The 17482-nt window shown below is 63.1% G+C and carries 16 protein-coding genes; 11 read left to right on the top strand and 5 right to left on the bottom strand.

Annotated features, from left to right (window positions below):
- Positions 1 to 99: 99 nt before the first annotated feature.
- The gene (locus ACFSNN_RS40320; protein WP_377688774.1) at positions 100 to 429 is read right to left on the bottom strand and encodes a hypothetical protein; all 330 of its coding nucleotides are present in this window, start codon (positions 427 to 429) and stop codon (positions 100 to 102) included.
- A 352-nt stretch (positions 430 to 781) separates the two neighbouring features.
- Between ACFSNN_RS40320 and ychF the strand changes: the two genes are divergently transcribed.
- Positions 782 to 1876 (top strand): redox-regulated ATPase YchF, encoded by a 1095-nt coding sequence (gene ychF / locus ACFSNN_RS40315; protein ID WP_134457725.1) that lies wholly within the window; start codon positions 782 to 784, stop codon positions 1874 to 1876.
- Between the two features lie 107 nt (positions 1877 to 1983).
- Here ychF and ACFSNN_RS40310 read toward each other — a convergent pair whose 3' ends face one another.
- Positions 1984 to 2889: a glycerophosphodiester phosphodiesterase family protein gene (locus tag ACFSNN_RS40310; RefSeq protein WP_244322859.1), complete on the bottom strand. Its 906-nt coding sequence runs from the start codon at positions 2887 to 2889 to the stop codon at positions 1984 to 1986.
- 383 nt (positions 2890 to 3272) lie between these two features.
- Here ACFSNN_RS40310 and ugpB point away from each other — a divergent pair, with 383 nt between their 5' ends.
- The 7 genes from ugpB to ACFSNN_RS40275 all read left to right on the top strand — a co-directional run bounded on the left by ugpB (position 3273) and on the right by ACFSNN_RS40275 (position 11242).
- On the top strand, positions 3273 to 4598 hold the full coding sequence (gene ugpB, locus ACFSNN_RS40305) for a sn-glycerol-3-phosphate ABC transporter substrate-binding protein UgpB (RefSeq protein WP_134457723.1): 1326 nt from the start codon (positions 3273 to 3275) through the stop codon (positions 4596 to 4598).
- 65 nt (positions 4599 to 4663) lie between these two features.
- Positions 4664 to 5548 carry a sn-glycerol-3-phosphate ABC transporter permease UgpA gene (gene ugpA / locus ACFSNN_RS40300; protein WP_134457722.1) on the top strand — a complete coding sequence of 295 codons (885 nt, stop codon included), beginning with the start codon at positions 4664 to 4666 and terminating at the stop codon, positions 5546 to 5548.
- Complete coding sequence (gene ugpE / locus ACFSNN_RS40295; RefSeq protein ID WP_134457721.1) at positions 5545 to 6390, top strand: sn-glycerol-3-phosphate ABC transporter permease UgpE; 846 nt, start codon at positions 5545 to 5547, stop codon at positions 6388 to 6390. Before ugpA ends, ugpE begins: the two co-directional genes overlap by 4 nt.
- An 87-nt stretch (positions 6391 to 6477) precedes the next feature.
- A complete protein-coding gene (locus tag ACFSNN_RS40290) occupies positions 6478 to 7566 on the top strand; it encodes a sn-glycerol-3-phosphate import ATP-binding protein UgpC (RefSeq protein WP_134457720.1) in 1089 nt (362 codons plus the stop codon).
- A 50-nt stretch (positions 7567 to 7616) separates the two neighbouring features.
- Positions 7617 to 7916: a DUF3761 domain-containing protein gene (locus ACFSNN_RS40285; RefSeq protein ID WP_134457719.1), complete on the top strand. Its 300-nt coding sequence runs from the start codon at positions 7617 to 7619 to the stop codon at positions 7914 to 7916.
- A gap of 233 nt (positions 7917 to 8149) precedes the next feature.
- Positions 8150 to 9814, top strand: a complete 1665-nt coding sequence (gene ettA, locus ACFSNN_RS40280; protein WP_134457718.1) for an energy-dependent translational throttle protein EttA — start codon at positions 8150 to 8152, stop codon at positions 9812 to 9814.
- Between the two features lie 306 nt (positions 9815 to 10120).
- Positions 10121 to 11242 carry a DUF748 domain-containing protein gene (locus ACFSNN_RS40275; protein ID WP_134457717.1) on the top strand — a complete coding sequence of 374 codons (1122 nt, stop codon included), beginning with the start codon at positions 10121 to 10123 and terminating at the stop codon, positions 11240 to 11242.
- 21 nt (positions 11243 to 11263) lie between these two features.
- Here ACFSNN_RS40275 and ACFSNN_RS40270 read toward each other — a convergent pair whose 3' ends face one another.
- The 3 genes from ACFSNN_RS40270 to ACFSNN_RS40260 are packed head-to-tail and all read right to left on the bottom strand — an operon-like array spanning position 11264 to position 14007.
- Entirely contained in the window at positions 11264 to 11887 is a 624-nt protein-coding gene (locus tag ACFSNN_RS40270; RefSeq protein WP_134457716.1) for an HAD family hydrolase, read from the bottom strand.
- A 31-nt stretch (positions 11888 to 11918) separates the two neighbouring features.
- Positions 11919 to 13733 (bottom strand): aminopeptidase P family protein, encoded by a 1815-nt coding sequence (locus ACFSNN_RS40265; protein ID WP_134457715.1) that lies wholly within the window; start codon positions 13731 to 13733, stop codon positions 11919 to 11921.
- A 19-nt stretch (positions 13734 to 13752) separates the two neighbouring features.
- On the bottom strand, positions 13753 to 14007 hold the full coding sequence (locus tag ACFSNN_RS40260) for a hypothetical protein (RefSeq protein ID WP_012434470.1): 255 nt from the start codon (positions 14005 to 14007) through the stop codon (positions 13753 to 13755).
- 204 nt (positions 14008 to 14211) lie between these two features.
- Here ACFSNN_RS40260 and ACFSNN_RS40255 point away from each other — a divergent pair, with 204 nt between their 5' ends.
- From ACFSNN_RS40255 to prfA, 3 genes are all read left to right on the top strand, one after another.
- Entirely contained in the window at positions 14212 to 14922 is a 711-nt protein-coding gene (locus tag ACFSNN_RS40255; RefSeq protein WP_134457714.1) for a response regulator transcription factor, read from the top strand.
- A gap of 63 nt (positions 14923 to 14985) precedes the next feature.
- Positions 14986 to 16272 (top strand): glutamyl-tRNA reductase, encoded by a 1287-nt coding sequence (gene hemA / locus ACFSNN_RS40250; protein ID WP_134457713.1) that lies wholly within the window; start codon positions 14986 to 14988, stop codon positions 16270 to 16272.
- A gap of 122 nt (positions 16273 to 16394) precedes the next feature.
- Positions 16395 to 17477: a peptide chain release factor 1 gene (gene prfA / locus ACFSNN_RS40245; protein ID WP_134457712.1), complete on the top strand. Its 1083-nt coding sequence runs from the start codon at positions 16395 to 16397 to the stop codon at positions 17475 to 17477.
- Positions 17478 to 17482 lie beyond the last annotated feature (5 nt).

The raw sequence follows: 17482 nt of genomic DNA, 5'->3' as shown, positions 1-17482 counted from the left end.
CGCATTATAGCCGTGGGGGTTGCGGGGGACGGATCGATGCACGCGGCGTTGAGCCCGCGATTGAGCCCGGGTTTGCGCCCAAACAACCCGGGCCAATGTTCAAAGGTGGCCGGCCGCCGCCAGCGCCGCGTTCGCTTCGCGCAGCCGCGTGAATTCGCGCTCGGAAGACAGGAGCCGCCACGCGCTCGCCTCGAGGTCGGCCTTTCGCTCCCGCTGATCGCCGCGCACGACGCAGTCGGGGAAGATGCGGTCGTACACGCGCCAGAGTGAATCGAAGTCGTTGGTATCGGCGAATTGCGCGATCTGCTTTTTATCGTCCAGCGTTAAGCGGCTTGAGAGGCAGTTGACCGTCTGCCGGTCGGAGTTCGCCTGCGCGTCGTCGAAGTTCGGCGACACCCATGACGCAATCGCGCTGCCCACCGCGACCACAGCGACACCCGTGAAGACCCACCGTATTGTTCTCATTTTTTCCTCGGATTCGGGCTCTAGCGGCCCTGAACCGGCGATTCTACAGTGCATCCGAGAAAACCTTACCTGAACCTTGCAACCGCGGACCGACCGGCGAGCACCGCTTTCCCGCAGCGGCGTCGGTGAGCCGATCCGAACGGGTTACAATTGCGCTTTCCGTGAAAACTCGCACCCGGTCGTCGAGCAACGCCCCGATCCGGTGTCTTGTCCCGCTCCGCTGCACTGATCCGCCACGCCACCCGCGAAGGCTTCTCGAATCCTGCACACAGCGTCGAGCGCATCACGCAACTTACTGATTCACTGAAGGATTTCCATGAGCCTCAAATGCGGCATCGTCGGCCTGCCTAACGTCGGCAAGTCCACCCTGTTCAACGCGCTGACCAAGGCGGGCATCGCCGCCGAAAACTATCCTTTCTGCACGATCGAGCCGAACGTCGGCATCGTCGAGGTGCCGGATGCGCGTCTGAAGGCGCTCGCTGAAATCGTCAAGCCGGAGCGCATCCTGCCGGCCGTGGTGGAATTCGTCGACATCGCCGGTCTCGTGGCCGGCGCAAGCAAGGGCGAAGGTCTGGGCAACCAGTTTCTCGCCAACATCCGCGAAACCGATGCGATCACGCACGTGGTGCGCTGCTTCGAAGACGAGAACGTGATTCACGTCGCGAACAAGATCGATCCGCTGTCGGATATCGAAGTGATCAACACCGAACTGGCGCTGGCCGACCTCGCGACGGTCGAGAAGGCGCTGGCGCGCTATTCGAAGGCGGCCAAGTCGGGTAACGACAAGGAAGCCGCCAAGAACGCCGCCGTGCTGGAAAAGGTGCGCGCGCAACTCGACCAGGCCAAGCCGGTCCGCGCGCTCGACCTGTCGGACGAAGAAAAGGCCACGCTCAAGCCGTTCTGCCTGATCACCGCCAAGCCGACCATGTACGTGGCTAACGTGAAGGAAGACGGCTTCGAGAACAACCCGCATCTGGACGCAGTCGCGAAGCACGCGGCGGCGGAAAATGCGCCGGTCGTCGCCGTATGTGCTGCGATCGAAGCCGAAATCGCCGACCTCGACGAAGCGGACATGGAAGTGTTCCTCGCCGACATGGGCATGGAAGAGCCGGGCCTGAACCGCGTGATCCGCGCCGGCTTCAAGCTGCTGGGTCTGCAAACGTATTTCACGGCCGGCGTGAAGGAAGTTCGCGCGTGGACAATTCATATCGGCGATACGGCGCCGCAAGCCGCGGGCGCGATTCACACGGATTTCGAGCGCGGCTTCATTCGCGCGCAGACGATCGCGTACAACGACTACATCACCTACAAGGGTGAACAAGGCGCGAAGGAAGCCGGCAAGATGCGTGCGGAAGGCAAGGAATACGTCGTGCATGATGGCGACGTGATGAACTTCCTGTTCAACGTCTGAGCTTCGGCTTCGGCGTGCGGCGACGAGTGCAAGTCTGAACGCCGCCACCCGCAGCAAGTGGCTTCAAGAGAGCCCGCTTTTCGAAGCGGGCTTTTTTTATTGGCTACTTATTGGCCACTGCTTGCATTGGAACGCGCACAGCGCAACGGCAACGCGATACCGTCCCTGACGGCCGCCATTTTCGCGGTTGAATCCGCGAGCACCGCATCGATGCCGAGGCACGCCGCCATACGGTAATCGTCCGCCTCGTTCACCGCAATCGCGACGATCCGCACACCCGGCTTCTGCCGGAAACAAGCGACCGTTGCCGGCGTCCACAGCGTAGCCTGCACGTCCGAGCGCCCCTCCCCCAGTGTGAACTTCTCCACCACCGTCAGCGCGCGATGCAACTCGAATGCGGTCATGGCGCGTTCGGCCGGCGCGTCCACGCAGCCCTGATTCAGCAGGACCCGCACGAGACGCCCACGCGTCGCATCGCGAGATTCGAACAGCCGCGCTTGCGGATAGGCGGCAAAGCTCCGCTGATAATCCGCTTCGGTCGAATAGATCGACATACGCTGCCACGCGTTTTCTTCATCGAGCACGCGCACGACGGCTTGCGTCTGCGGACCGGCGGGCAGCGCTTTCATATCGAGGATGACTGGCATGGTCGCAGGCATGGCGTGCAGCGCCTCGCGCAGCGTCGGAATTCCCACAGGATGATCGCGGTACGGATACGCCTGTGCGCGGCGGAAATTCCAGCCGGCATTGACGCGCGCAAGCTCATCCGCGGTATAGGTGGACACCGGCCCTTTCGCGTCGGTCAATGCCGACAGATCGGTCGGCCGATACAAAACCGGCACGCCATCCTTGCTCAACTGCACGGTCAGCCACATCGCGTCGGCGTGATGCTCGACCGACAGGCGGATCGCTTCGAGCGTGTTCTCCGGCGCGTCGCCCGTGCCGCCGCGATGCGCGATGATCGCCGGCAACGAGTTCACCTGCGTAACGGCATCGGTATCCATTACGGGCATGAGCGAACAACCGGCCAGAACGAGACCCGCCATCCAGCTACCTGCCGCCAACCGCACTGAAGAACTCAGCATCTGCAATCCTGATTAATACGCATCGTGACGTAACGTACACGAATCCACCAGCGCGACTCAAACTCACCTTCATCAGGCGCGTCGCGCAACCGGCCGCGTGCAGCAGGCAACACTGTGCGCCCCGGCCTCACGCGGATCGTCGCCTTTCACCGCCGGTTGTTTCCGTTTTGTGACACCAGTGTTAAATTGCGGCATTCGGCGTCCGCTAAAAAATGGGGCACGCCGTCCGGCCACCGTCGCTGGACTGTCATCGAACACAAATAGAATCGCGCGATTCGTATCTGCGCCCGTTTCGCCAAGGAGACAAATCGATGAGTTTCAAGCCGCTAATCCGTTCGCTTTCTCTTGCCGCCGTGTTGAGCGTCGGCCTCAGCCAGGCGGCTCACGCCGCGACTGAGATCCAGTTCTGGCACGGCATGGAAGCCGCGCTGGGCGAACGGCTGAACGACATCGCCAATGCGTTCAACGCATCGCAAAGCGACTACAAGATCGTGCCGGTCTTCAAAGGCACCTACGATCAGACGCTCGCCGCGGGAATCGCCGCGTATCGCAGCGGCAATGCGCCGGCCATCCTGCAGGTCTACGAAGTCGGCACCGCCACGATGATGCAGGCGAAGAAGGCCGTGATCCCCGTCTCGGAAGTGTTTAAGCAAGCCGGCGTGCCGCTCGATGAAAAGGCCTTCGTGCCGACCATCGCGAGCTATTACAGCGACGCCAAAACCGGCGAGCTGATCTCGATGCCGTTCAACAGCTCCACGCCGGTGCTGTACTACAACAAGGACGCCTTCAAGAAAGCCGGCCTCGACCCGAACCAGCCGCCGAAAACCTGGGCCGAGCTACAGACCGATGCGCAGAAGCTGAAGGCGTCGGGCATGGCCTGCGGCTATTCGTCGGGCTGGCAAAGCTGGATTCAGCTCGAGAACTACAGCGCGTGGCACGGCGCGCCGTTCGCGTCGAAGAACAATGGCTTCGACGGCCCGGACGCGCAACTGGAATTCAACAAGCCGCTGCAGGTCGCGCATATCCAGTTCCTGCAGAACATGCAGAAAGACGGCACCTTCACTTATGTCGGCCGCAAGGACGAACCAGTGTCGAAGTTCTATAGCGGCGACTGCGGGATCATCACCAACTCGTCGGGATCGCTCGCCACGATCAAGAAGTACGCGAAGTTCAACTTCGGCACCGGCATGATGCCGTACGACGCGAGCGTGAAGGGCGCGCCGCAGAACGCGATCATCGGCGGAGCGAGCCTGTGGGTGCTGTCGGGCAAGGATCCGGCCGTTTATAAGGGCGTGGCGAAATTCCTTTCGTACCTGTCGTCGGCGCCGGTTGCCGCGAAGTGGCATCAGGACACCGGCTATCTGCCGGTCACCACTGCCGCTTATCAACTGACGCAGCAACAAGGCTTCTACGAGAAGAATCCGGGCAGCGACACCGCCATTAAACAGATGCTCAACAAGCCGCCGCTGCCGTACACGAAGGGCTTGCGTCTGGGCAACATGCCGCAGATCCGCACGATCATCGACGAAGAACTCGAACAGGTCTGGGCACAGAAGAAGACGCCGCAACAGGCGCTCGACGCCTCTGTGTCGCGTGGCGATGAACTGCTGCGCCGCTTCGAAAAAGCCGGCAACTAAGCAGGCATGGTTCCGGTGCGCTCGCACCGGAACCCCTAGTTGCAGCAGAACCTTGGAATTCATCGATGGAAAAGCGCTCCAGCTTCGGCACCAGCCTGCTGCCCTACCTGCTCGTCGCGCCGCAACTCGCGATTACGCTGCTGTTTTTTCTGTGGCCGGCCGGTGAGGCGCTCTGGCAATCCACGCAAAGCCAGGATGCGTTCGGCACGTCGAGCGAGTTTGTCGGGCTCGCCAACTTCAAGCAGCTCTTTGCCGACCCGCTTTACCTCTCCTCGTTCTATACGACGCTGATCTTCTGCGCGCTGGTCACCTTGTCGGGACTCGTGATCTCGCTGCTCCTCGCGGTCTGTGCCGATCGCGTGACGCGCGGCGCCAAGACTTATCAGACGCTGCTCATCTGGCCGTACGCGGTTGCGCCCGCGATCGCGGCGGTATTGTGGTCGTTCCTGTTCAATCCGAGCATCGGCCTCGTCACCTACGCGCTGGCCAAATACGGCATCGTGTGGAATCACGCGCTGAACGCGGGCCAGGCGATGTTCCTCGTGGTGCTCGCCTCCGTCTGGAAACAGGTCAGCTATAACTTTCTGTTCTTTTATGCGGGCTTGCAGGCAATTCCGCGCTCGCTGATCGAAGCGGCGGCGATCGATGGCGCCGGTCCGGTGCGGCGCTTCTTCGGCATCGCGCTTCCGCTCCTGTCGCCGACCAGCTTCTTCCTGCTGGTGATCAACATCACCTACGCGTTCTTCGACACCTTCCCGGTGATCGACGCCGCTACCGGCGGCGGTCCCGCGCAAGCCACCCGCACGCTCATCTACAAGATCTTCGCCGAAGGTTTCCAGGGGCTCGACATCGGCAGTTCCGGCGCGCAGTCGGTGATTCTGATGGTGATCGTCGTGGCGTTGACGGTCGTGCAATTCCGCTTCATCGAACGCAGGGTTCAATACTCATGATCGAGAACCGCCGCGGTTTCGACCTCTTCTGCCACGCGGTGCTGATTCTCGGCGTCGTGCTGGTGGTGTTTCCGGTGTACGTCGCGTTTTGCGCGGCGACCATGAGCGAGCACGAGGTGTTCACCGTGCCGCTTTCGCTGGTGCCGAGCACGCATCTGCTCGAAAACATCGCGACCGTCTGGTCGCAAGGCAGCGGCAACGCGGCGGCACCGTTCGGCCGCATGCTGTTCAACAGCCTCGTGATGGCGCTGGTGATTTCGATCGGCAAGATCGCGGTCTCGATGATCTCCGCCTACGCGATCGTGTTCTTCCGTTTTCCGTTCCGCAATCTCGCGTTCTGGCTGATCTTCATCACGCTCATGCTGCCGGTCGAAGTGCGGATCTTCCCGACCGTGCAGGTCGTGTCGTCGATGCATCTGAGCAATACCTATAGCGGTTTGACCTTGCCGCTGATCGCCTCGGCCACCGCGACGTTCTTATTCCGCCAGTTCTTCATGACGCTGCCGGACGAATTGATGGAAGCGGCGCGCATCGACGGCGCCGGCGCCATGCGGTTTTTCTGGGACGTCGTCTTGCCGCTGTCGAAGACGAACATGGCGGCTCTGTTCGTGATCACGTTTATTTACGGCTGGAATCAATACTTGTGGCCGATTCTGATCACGAGCCAGCAATCGCTGACCACGGCGGTGGTCGGCATCAAAAGCATGATCGCGTCGGGCGACACCGCCACCGAATGGCATCTGGTGATGACCGCGACCCTGCTCGCCATGTTGCCGCCGCTCGCGGTCGTGCTGACCATGCAGCGCTGGTTCGTGCGCGGACTCGTGGACGCGGAGAAGTAAGCCGCACCACCCAAGCGAGCTTTCTCCAGCACCAAAAAATAGACAACACCGCGCGATCCGCGGCACGCAACGAAAGGCTAAAACGGCATGGCTGCACTGACTCTGCAAGGCGTTAAAAAAACCTACGACGGCAAACAGTTCGTGCTGCACGGTATCGACGTGGACGTCGCCGACGGCGAGTTCGTCGTGATGGTCGGCCCGTCGGGTTGCGGCAAGTCGACTTTGCTGCGGATGGTAGCGGGGCTCGAACGCATCTCGGAAGGCAGCATTTCGATCGCCGGCAAAGTGGTCAACCAGCTTGAGCCGAAGGATCGCAACATCGCGATGGTGTTCCAGAACTACGCGCTGTATCCGCATATGAGCGTCACCGAGAACATGGGCTACGCGCTGAAGATCGCGGGCGTGGACCGCGCGCAGATTGCGAAGCGCGTGGACGCCGCCGCGCAGATTCTCGAACTCGAAGCGCTGTTGCAACGCAAGCCGCGCGAGTTGTCCGGCGGCCAACGGCAACGCGTCGCGATGGGCCGCGCGATCGTGCGCGAGCCCGCCGTGTTTCTGTTCGACGAACCGTTGTCGAATCTCGATGCGCGTCTGCGCGTGCAAATGCGCCTCGAAATCCAGCGCCTGCATGCGCGGCTCGCCACGACGAGTCTGTACGTGACGCACGATCAGATCGAAGCGATGACGCTGGCGCAACGCGTGATCGTGATGAACAAGGGACATGCCGAGCAGATCGGCGCGCCGACCGAGGTGTATGAGCGGCCTGCGACGGTATTCGTCGCGAGCTTCATTGGTTCGCCTGGGATGAATCTGCTCGAAGGCCGCGTGTCGGACGACGGCGCGTTTTTCGAAGTGGCCGGCAACGGCCCGAAGTTGCCGCTGACCGATGTCGCGTCGATCGGGCGCGAAGTCGCTAAGGGACGCGAATGGACGCTCGGCATTCGTCCGGAGCACATGAGCCCCGGCCAGGCGGATGCGCCTCACGCGACGCTCACCGTCGATTCCTGCGAGTTGCTCGGCGCGGACAACCTGGCGCACGGCCGCTGGGGCAAGCACGACGTGACGGTGCGCTTGCCGCACGCGCATCGGCCCGCGGCGGGTGAAGCGCTGCAGGTGGCGCTGCCCGCTCGGCATCTGCATTTCTTCGATCCGGCGAGCGGACGGCGCGCGAATTGAAGCCGGCCAAAGCGCGTTGGAAGTCAGAATAACGAACGCAAGAAAAAACAATGACAGGCACGATCCGTAAGACCCTGCGTTCGTGCGCGGCAGTCGCCGCAGCGCTGCTGTTCAGTGCATCGTCCGCGTTCGCTTATGTAGCGCCAGGCACCACGCCCGACGAAGCGGACCTCAGCAATCACAACAGCTATACCAACCGCGACGGCAACACGGTGCACGCGCCGGCCCGCTCGTTATCCGGCAAAGCGCCCGAAGGTGCGACAGCGCGTTGCCGCGACGGCACCTACAGTTTCAGCCGGCATCGCAGCGGCACCTGTTCGCGGCATGGCGGCGTGGCGGATTGGCTTTGAACATCCGAACGGGCCCTGGCCGAACGGACAGCCACTGCCGTGCCGCGCCTGCGCCGAAGTACAATGCCACCTGAACCACCCGCCCGCGCGCGGGGCGTCGCGAAGTTCGACGCCGCGCTTCACGCCGCGCCGGCCGGCGCCGGGCGCTCCGCCCGGCCATAACACCGATTACCCATCCACCCACGACCGCCCGCCCCCACGCGGCCGGCGTCGTCAACGTCTATTGCAAGCAAATGGCCCAATACGTCTTCACCATGAACCGGGTCGGCAAGATCGTGCCGCCCAAGCGTCAAATCCTGAAAGATATCTCGCTGTCGTTTTTCCCCGGCGCGAAGATCGGCCTGCTCGGCCTGAATGGCTCGGGCAAGTCGACGCTGATCCGCATCATGGCCGGTGTGGACAAAGACATCGAAGGCGAAGCCACGCCGATGCCGAACCTGAACATCGGCTATCTGCCGCAGGAACCGCAACTCGATCCGAACAAGACGGTGCGTGAAGCGGTCGAGGAAGGTCTCGGCGATGTCTTCGGCGCGCAAAAGAAACTGGACGAAATCTACGCGGCCTACGCGGAACCTGACGCCGACTTCGACGCGCTCGCCGCCGAACAGGCGAAGTACGAGGCGATCCTCGCCACCACCGACGGCAGCGCTGAGCAGCAAATCGAAATCGCCGCCGACGCGCTGCGCCTGCCGCCCTGGGACGCGAAGATCGAACATCTGTCGGGCGGCGAAAAGCGCCGCGTCGCACTGTGCAAGCTGTTGCTCGAAAAGCCGGACATGCTGCTGCTCGACGAGCCGACCAACCACCTCGACGCGGAATCGGTCGACTGGCTCGAGCAGTTCCTCACGCGCTTTCCGGGCACCGTCGTGGCCGTGACCCACGATCGCTACTTCCTGGATAACGCCGCCGAGTGGATTCTCGAACTCGACCGCGGCCACGGCATTCCGTGGAAGGGCAATTATTCGAGCTGGCTCGACCAGAAGGAAGAGCGCCTGAAGCAGGAAGAATCGTCGGAATCGGCGCGTCAGAAGGCCATCAAGAAGGAACTGGAATGGGTGCGCCAGAACCCGAAGGGCCGCCAAGCGAAGTCGAAGGCGCGTATCGCCCGCTTCGAGGAATTGAATAGCCAGGACTATCAGAAGCGCAATGAGACGCAGGAAATCTTCATTCCGGTCGGTGATCGTCTGGGCAATGAAGTGATCGAGTTCAAGAATGTCAGCAAGTCGTATGGCGACCGTCTGCTGCTCGACGACGTCAGCTTCAAGATTCCGGCGGGCGCTATCGTCGGCATCATCGGGCCGAACGGCGCGGGTAAGTCGACGCTGTTCCGCATGCTCACCGGCCGCGAACAGCCGGATTCGGGCGAGATCGTGCAAGGCCCGACCGTCAAGCTCGCGTACGTGGACCAAAGCCGCGACGCGCTGGACGGCTCGAAGACCGTGTTCGAGGAGATTTCCGGCGGCGCCGACGTGCTCACAGTTGGCAAGTACGAAACGCCGTCGCGCGCCTATATCGGCCGCTTCAACTTCAAGGGCGGCGATCAGCAGAAAGTGGTCGGCAATCTGTCGGGTGGTGAGCGTGGCCGGCTGCATCTGGCCAAAACGCTGATCGCGGGCGGCAACGTGCTGCTGCTGGACGAACCGTCGAACGACCTCGACGTCGAAACGCTGCGCGCGCTCGAAGACGCCTTGCTCGAGTTCGCCGGCTCGGTGCTGGTGATCTCGCACGATCGCTGGTTCCTCGACCGGATCGCCACGCACATCCTGGCGTTCGAAGGCGATTCGCAAATCACGTTCTTCGACGGCAACTACCAGGAATACGAAGCGGACAAGCGCGCGCGTCTGGGTGAAGAAGCTGCGCGCCCGAAGCGTCTGCGTTACAAGCCGATCGCGCGATAAGTTCGGATCGGGCGGCCTGCGCGTCGGATTGATTGACGCGCGCGCCGCCTCGATGGCAGCGTTTCAGGTGCCCAGACGGCGTCGCTTGGCGGCGCAAACCTGGCTCGCGGCGCAAACACACCTGGCTGTCAACCGTATGAGCGGTAGGGCACACGCATTGCGTGGCATGGCGTGATACACGTCATCGCGGCGGGATGCGTGTGTTCGCGTCCCGCCTTGGACAGACACTTCTAAGCGCGCGCCCACCCGGCGTGCGCACAAGCCGATCACTGCCGCACCGCGCGGCGCGGTGACGAGGAGGCAAGCATGGCGATGTCGAAGGGCAAGCGCTGGGCCGTCGCCGTCGGTGGCGTGCTGCTGGTGCTGATCGTCGTGGTGGTGGGCGCCTTGCAGTTCGCGCAACGCGAGGTCAAGGAGCGTGTGATCGCGGCGCTCGGTCCCTTGGGCAGCGCCGAAAACATCGAGGTCGGCCTCACTTCGGTTCATCTCACCAACGTTCTTCTCAAAGCGCCGTCCGGCTGGCTGGCCGGCGATCCGCTCCGAGCGGACGAAATCACCCTCACACCCGACATTCGCGATCTGATCCAGCGGCGCATGCATATTCGCAGCGTGGTGGTGCGCGGCTTCGACATCGCCGTGCTACGCACGAAGGACGGCGCGATTCGCTTGATGCCGAATCTGCGGCAAACGGTGAATCGATCCGACGCCGAAGCCAGCGGCACGGTGGCGTCCATTCCACGCGAAAAGCAGATCGACCACATCAGCTTCGAGCAAGGCAACTTCCATTTCTACGACATGACAGTCGGGCCGCCGGCCTTTAAAGTCACGGTCAGCAATGCCAACGCAACCGTCGATAATCTGCGCCTGCCCGCGCTCACCGACCCGACTAATGTCAATGTGACGGGCTCGATCAAGGGCCCAGCGCATACGGGCACGGTGTCGTTTGGCGGCTGGATCAAGGTCGCCAGCAAGGATTCGCAGACTACGAGCAAACTGCGCGGCGTCGACATCGTGATGCTCGACCCGTATCTGATCAAAAAAGCCGGCGCCAAGGCGCAAGTGGCGGGCGGCACGATCGATCTGACGGTCGACTCGACGGTGAGCAACTATCAGTTGCACGCGCCCGGCACGCTAACCATCCACAATCTGCAACTCGCCGACAGCGGCAACCCGCTCGACACCTTCATGTCGATTCCGACCAAGGCGGCGGTCGCCGCGCTCAAGTCGCACAACGGCGACATCACGCTGCATTTCGTGCTGGATGGGAATTTGCGCGACCCGAAATTCTCGGTGCAGGAAGGGCTGATGAAGCGCATCGGCAACGGCTTTGCCAAGGCACTGGGCGTGAGTGTCGAGGACGTGGCAAAGGGCGCGGGAGAGACCGTGAAAGGCTTGGGTAACGCGTTGAAAAATCTGCTCGGGCAGTAGGCCGGGGCAGACGCGTCAACCTTAAACCGGCAACCCCAGCTCGCGCAGTTTCGCTTCGGTTCGCGCGGCGCTGGTGTGATGCACGCCATGCCAGCCGAGTGCCGTCGCGGCCTCGGCGTTCTTCAGGTTGTCGTCGATAAAGACGAGTTCGGCGGCCCCGATGCCCGGCAATTGCGCCTCGATCCGCTCGCGCATGGCCGCGAAAATGGCCTGATCGGGCTTCACCATCTTCACGCGCCCCGACACGACAATGTCGCGAAAGCGCCGCAACACCGGATAATGCTCCCACGCATAGGGAAAGGTTTCCGCCGACCAGTTGGTCAGCCCGAAAAGCGGCACCTCGGCCGCTTCGAGCTTTTCCATGATCGCCACGCCCTCTTCCAGCACGCCGGCCACCATCTCGTGCCAACGTTCGTAGAATGCGCGGATCAGCGCTTCGTGGTCGGGAAACCTGGCGACCAGTTCGGCGGTGGCTTCGACAATCGGCTGGCCGCCATCCTGACGGATCACCCAGTCCATCGAGCAGACGTGGGTCAGAAACCAGCGGCGCTCGGTTTCGTCAGGGATCAGTTGCCGATACAGATACTCGGGACTCCAGTCGATCAGCACGCCGCCGAAATCGAACACCACTGCCTTGATGGCCATGCACGCTCCGTAAGCTCGTTGCTGATCGCGATCAGATGGGTTGCGTGCGCAACTCCAGCCACGCCTTGGCGTCGCCCGACACGTGCGGCGACAAACGCGCGCGCACAGTCTCGTGATACGCGTTCAGCCACGCGCGTTCGTCCTCGCGCAGCAGCGACAGGTCTAGACAACGCGTATCGATCGGGCACAGCGTCAAGGTCTCGAACTTGAGGAAATCGCCGAATTCGGTCTGACCGGCGGACACATTCAGCACGAGGTTCTCGATCCGCACGCCCCATTTACCCGGCCGGTAAATGCCCGGTTCGACCGAGGTGATCATGCCCTCTTCCATCGCCGTCCACGGTTCGGCCGGCGCGTAGTGCGAGATCACCTGCGGACCTTCGTGCACGTTCAGGAAATAGCCCACGCCGTGACCGGTGCCGTGGCCGTAATCGGCGCCGGCTTCCCAGATCGGCGCGCGGGCGATCGCGTCGAGCATCGGCGAGCGGATGCCGCGTGGGAACTGCGCGCGCGACAACGCCATGGTGCCCTTCAGCACGATCGTGAAATCGCGCCGCTGCTCATCGCTCGGCGTGCCGATCGGCACCACGCGCGTGATGTCGGTCGTGCCGCTCAGATATTGCGCGCCGGAATCGATCAGCAACAGGCCGTTGCCTTCGATCACCGAATGCGATTCGGCAGTGGCGCGGTAGTGCGGCATCGCGCCGTTCGCGTTGAAGCCGGCGATCGTCGCAAAGCTCAGCGACACGAAGCCGGGACGGCGCGCGCGAGCCGCCGTCAGGCGTTCGTCGATGGTCAGTTCGGTGATCGTCTCGTTGCCCAACGCGCTTTCGAACCACGCGAAAAATTCCGCCAGCGCCGCGCCGTCCTGTTCCATGGTCTCGCGCACATGCTCGGCTTCCGCCTCGGTCTTGCGCGACTTGAAGAAGGTGGACGGATTGACGGCCTCGACCACCGTGACCGTCGACGGCACCGATTGCAGCGAGCCGAACGTGATGCGGCGCGGGTCGATCAGCAGGGTGCTGCCGGCGGGCAGCGCGGCCAGCGCATCGGCGGCCTTCGCATACGGCTCGACGCTGATGTTGTCCTTCGCGAGCGCATCGGCCAGCGCCTGCGGCACCTTGCCATCGGCGACGAACAAAGACGCGTGATCGACGCCGATCAGCGCGTGCGCCACGAACACGGGGTTGTAGCTGACGTCGGCGCCGCGCAGATTCAGCAGCCACGCGAGATCGTCGAGCGTGGAGATGAAGTGCCATTGCGCGCCTTTCTCCGCCATCGCGCGACGAATCTGCGCGAGCTTGTCCGACCGGGCGACGCTCGCGTGCGGCGCGGCGTGCTCGAACACGGCGGCCGCCGGCAGCGACGGACGCTGCGGCCAGATCGCGTCGAACAGATCGACGTCGGTGCGCAACCGCACGCCGCGAGCCTCGAGCGCCTGGCTCAAGGTACGCGCCGCCGCCACGCCGAGCACGGCGCCGTCCACGCCGACCGTGGCGCCCGCCGGCACGTTCTGAGCGAGCCATTCGAAATGCGGCACGGTCTGTTGGCCGCCGGTCATCTTCATCAGCTGAACGCCGGTGCCGGCCAGTTGCGCGTTGGCCTGTTCCCAATAGCGGCTGTCTGTCCACACGCCGGCGAAGTCCGCGGTCACGATCAGCGTGCCGGCCGAGCCGGTGAAACCGGACAGCCACTGCCGGCCTTGCCAGCGACCTGGCAGATATTCGGACAGATGCGGGTCGGCGGACGGCACCAGGTAGGCAGCGACGCCTTCGCGCGCCATTGCGTTGCGCAAAGTGGCAAGCCGTTCGGGAATGGAGGAAGTTTCGGGGAGTCGGGCATTCATCGGAGTCACCTGCAAATATTCATCGACGGGAAAGCAAGCCGACCGTCACGGCAACGGCGATCAACGCGACGCCGGTGCATACCGGCCATTCGAGCGTATCACCGTCATGGAAGAGACCAATCACGTTGCCGGCCATGTGCGCAACGACCGCGCCCAGTACGCCGGCGAGCAGCGCCACCCACCACCGGGCGCGGCTCGCGCGTCGCAGCGGATGCAACCACCAGCCCGCGAGACCAATCGCCGCCCCCAACACTACAAGGCCGGGCCACCCCATTAGCGGCTGGCCTCGCGCAGTTTCGGATTCGTCTCATGGGCGCAAGGGGCCAACACAGCTAGCATTTTTGTCTCATTAACTATAGAAGTTCAGCACGGCGCTTTCCGCATAGCGGTTGAGTTTAGGGGTCGGGGTGCTGTTAGGCAAGCTGTCGGCCTTACGGAAAAGCCTGGTCCCCGGTCATTGCCAGGCTGAAAGCGCGTCATGCGAATCGCCCTTATCGAGCCGGACTTGCGGCACGCTGAACTGATCGGCCGGCTGGTTTTCGCCGGCGGTCATTTGTGCCAGCACTTCACCGCGAGCGTGCCGTTCCTGGCGCGCGCCGACGAAGAATTCTTCGATCTTCTCATCACCGAAAGCTGGGCCGGCGATCATTCCGCCGAAGACGTCATCCCGCGCGCCCGCGCCATCTTGCCGGGCTTGCCGGTGATCGTGCTGATGTCGGCGCCGCGCGAGAGCCAGATTGTCGCCGCGCTCCACGCGGGCGCCGACGACTGCCTGACCAAACCGGTCCGCGGCCCTGAGATGCTGGCCCGCGTGGACGCGCTGCTGCGCCGCGCCGGCTTGCGGCGGCCGCCTAACCGGCGGCGCGACATCATCGGCGAATATGCGTTCGATGCAGCGCAATTTGCCGTCACGTTCCGTAAGCAAACGGTCGCGCTCACGCCCAAGGAATTCCGCCTTGCGCTGCTGCTGTTCAGCAATCTCTCACGGCCGGTGTCGCGAGCGCATATTCTTGAAAACGTCTGGACGCGCGGCCGTGACGTAAGGTCGCGCACGGTGGACACGCACGCGTCGCGGGTGCGCAGCAAATTGCAGCTTCATCCCGAACACGGCTATTGTCTGACGCCGCTTTACGGCTACGGCTATCAACTCGACGCGATCCCGCCGGAAGCCGTGGTAACCGCGGAATAAGCTGCGCACAATGTGAAAATCGTGGAAACGCTATAATATTGGGCTAAACCATAGCTCCCCCAAATGCAGCTTCTAACGATCGGAATCAATCACCACACTGCGCCTGTCGCTTTGCGCGAACGCGTGGCGTTTCCGCTCGAACAGATCAAGCCCGCATTGGAAACCTTCAAGAGCATCTGGCTGGGCCCTTCGGCCCGCACGGCGCCAGAAGCGGCCATTCTGTCCACCTGCAATCGCACCGAACTCTATTGCGCGACCGACGACCAGGCCGCGCGCGAGGCCGCAATCCAGTGGCTCTCCAGGTACCACAACCTGCCCATCGACGAACTCGCTCCGCACGTCTACGCGCTGCCGCAGTCGGAAGCCGTGCGCCACGCGTTCCGCGTCGCGTCCGGACTGGATTCGATGGTGCTGGGCGAAACGCAAATCGTCGGACAAATGAAGGATGCAGTGCGTACCGCATCCGAAGCCGGCGCGCTCGGCACGTATTTGAACCAGCTGTTCCAGCGCACCTTCGCGGTGGCGAAGGAAGTGCGCAGCACGACCGAAATCGGCGCGCAGTCAGTTTCCATGGCCGCCGCCGCCGTGCGCCTCGCCCAGCGGATTTTCGACAAAGTCTCGAACCAGCGCGTGCTGTTCATCGGCGCGGGCGAAATGATCGAGCTGTGCGCCACGCATTTCGCAGCACAGCAGCCACGTGAACTCGTTGTCGCGAACCGCACGGCCGAGCGCGGCACGCGTCTCGCCGAGCGCTTCAACGGCCGGGCAATTCCGCTGTCGGAACTGCCGTCGCGCATGCATGAGTTCGACATCATCGTGTCGTGCACGGCGTCCACCTTGCCGATCATCGGCTTGGGCGCGGTCGAGCGGGCTGTCAAAGCGCGCCGTCACCGGCCGATTTTCATGGTCGATCTGGCCGTGCCGCGCGATATCGAACCGGAAGTCGGCCAGCTCGAAGACGTGTTTCTGTATACCGTCGACGACCTCGGCGCGATCGTCCGCGAAGGCAATGCGTCGCGGCAAGCCGCGGTCGCGCAAGCCGAAGCGATCATCGAAACGCGCGTGCAGAACTTCATGCAATGGCTTGACGCGCGCAGCATCGTGCCGGTGATCCGCCATATGCATACGCAGGCCGACGTGCTGCGCCGCGCCGAAGTCGAGCGCGCGCAGAAAATGCTCGCGCGCGGCGACGATCCGGCCGCCGTGCTCGAAGCGCTGTCGCAATCGCTCACCAATAAATTGATCCACGGTCCCACGCACGCGCTCAATCGCGCGAGCAGCGAAAACCGTGACACCCTCATTGAACTGATGGGCGGTTTCTACAAACACTCCGGTTCCACGGAGCGTTAGCGGCGCAGCCACCGCCGCGCTGTCCGGGCTACCGCAAGTGGCCCGCGACGTGCTTCTGACCAGGGCATCTGCCCACTCCCCTAGTCGTCGTCCTTGCCGGAGCCCGCTCCGATACCCGTCCGATGAAAACGAGCATGCAACGCAAGCTCGACCAGCTCACTACCCGGCTGGCCGAACTGAACGATCTGTTGAGCCGCGAGGACATCACCTCGAATCTCGACCAATACCGCAAGCTCACGCGGGAACACGCCGAGCTCGGGCCGGTGGTGGACCACTACGCGCTGTGGCGTCAGGCCATGAACGACGCAACCACCGCGCAGGAATTGCTGGCGGATGTGTCGATGCGCGACTTCGCCGAAGACGAAATTCGCGCGGCCCGCGAGCGTATGGAAAAGCTCGGCGCCGAACTGCAGAAAATGCTGCTGCCGAAAGATCCGAACGACGACCGCAACATCTTCCTCGAAATCCGCGCTGGAACGGGCGGTGATGAGTCCGCGCTGTTCGCGGGTGACTTGCTGCGCATGTACCTGCGCTTTGCCGAGCGCAGCCGCTGGCAAGTGGAAATGATGTCGGCGAGCGAGTCGGACCTGGGCGGCTACAAGGAAGTGATCGTGCGGATCGCAGGCGAAGCCGCTTATTCGAAGCTCAAGTTCGAGTCCGGCGGCCACCGCGTGCAACGCGTGCCGGCGACCGAAACGCAAGGGCGCATTCACACGTCGGCGTGCACGGTCGCGGTCATGCCGGAAGCGGACGAAATCGGCGAAGTCGAGATCAATCCGGCGGATTTGCGGATCGACACGTTCCGCGCGTCCGGCGCGGGCGGGCAGCACATCAACAAGACCGATTCCGCGGTGCGCGTCACGCACTTGCCGACGGGGATCGTGGTCGAATGTCAGGACGACCGGTCGCAGCACAAGAACAAGGACCGCGCGCTGAAGGTGCTGGCCGCGCGCATCAAGGACAAGCAATCGCACGAGCAGCAGGCGAAAGAAGCCGCCACGCGCAAGAGCCTGATCGGCTCCGGCGACCGCTCCGAGCGGATTCGCACGTACAACTTCCCGCAAGGGCGTCTGACGGATCATCGCATCAACCTGACGCTCTACCGTCTGGATGCGATCATGGACGGCGATCTCGACGAACTGATCGCCGCGCTCGTCAGCGAGCATCAGGCCGAACTGCTGGCCTCGCTGGGCGACGCGGACTGAAGCGC

Source organism: Paraburkholderia dipogonis, assembly GCF_042680985.1.
GTDB lineage: Bacteria > Pseudomonadota > Gammaproteobacteria > Burkholderiales > Burkholderiaceae > Paraburkholderia > Paraburkholderia phytofirmans.
Note: the sequence above shows the minus strand (reverse complement) of the source record. Positions and strands in the feature narration are given on the sequence as shown.

Excerpts from the sequence above, each read along its gene's own strand:
- ychF (WP_134457725.1), top strand. The coding sequence starts at position 782 with ATGAGCCTCAAATGCGGCATCGTCGGCCTGCCTAACGTCGGCAAGTCC.
- ACFSNN_RS40310 (WP_244322859.1), bottom strand. The coding sequence starts at position 2,889 with ATGCCCGTAATGGATACCGATGCCGTTACGCAGGTGAACTCGTTGCCG.
- ugpB (WP_134457723.1), top strand. The coding sequence starts at position 3,273 with ATGAGTTTCAAGCCGCTAATCCGTTCGCTTTCTCTTGCCGCCGTGTTG.
- ugpA (WP_134457722.1), top strand. The coding sequence starts at position 4,664 with ATGGAAAAGCGCTCCAGCTTCGGCACCAGCCTGCTGCCCTACCTGCTC.
- ugpE (WP_134457721.1), top strand. The coding sequence starts at position 5,545 with ATGATCGAGAACCGCCGCGGTTTCGACCTCTTCTGCCACGCGGTGCTG.
- ACFSNN_RS40290 (WP_134457720.1), top strand. The coding sequence starts at position 6,478 with ATGGCTGCACTGACTCTGCAAGGCGTTAAAAAAACCTACGACGGCAAA.
- ACFSNN_RS40285 (WP_134457719.1), top strand. The coding sequence starts at position 7,617 with ATGACAGGCACGATCCGTAAGACCCTGCGTTCGTGCGCGGCAGTCGCC.
- ettA (WP_134457718.1), top strand. The coding sequence starts at position 8,150 with ATGGCCCAATACGTCTTCACCATGAACCGGGTCGGCAAGATCGTGCCG.
- ACFSNN_RS40275 (WP_134457717.1), top strand. The coding sequence starts at position 10,121 with ATGGCGATGTCGAAGGGCAAGCGCTGGGCCGTCGCCGTCGGTGGCGTG.
- ACFSNN_RS40270 (WP_134457716.1), bottom strand. The coding sequence starts at position 11,887 with ATGGCCATCAAGGCAGTGGTGTTCGATTTCGGCGGCGTGCTGATCGAC.
- ACFSNN_RS40265 (WP_134457715.1), bottom strand. The coding sequence starts at position 13,733 with ATGAATGCCCGACTCCCCGAAACTTCCTCCATTCCCGAACGGCTTGCC.
- ACFSNN_RS40260 (WP_012434470.1), bottom strand. The coding sequence starts at position 14,007 with ATGGGGTGGCCCGGCCTTGTAGTGTTGGGGGCGGCGATTGGTCTCGCG.
- ACFSNN_RS40255 (WP_134457714.1), top strand. The coding sequence starts at position 14,212 with ATGCGAATCGCCCTTATCGAGCCGGACTTGCGGCACGCTGAACTGATC.
- hemA (WP_134457713.1), top strand. The coding sequence starts at position 14,986 with ATGCAGCTTCTAACGATCGGAATCAATCACCACACTGCGCCTGTCGCT.
- prfA (WP_134457712.1), top strand. The coding sequence starts at position 16,395 with ATGAAAACGAGCATGCAACGCAAGCTCGACCAGCTCACTACCCGGCTG.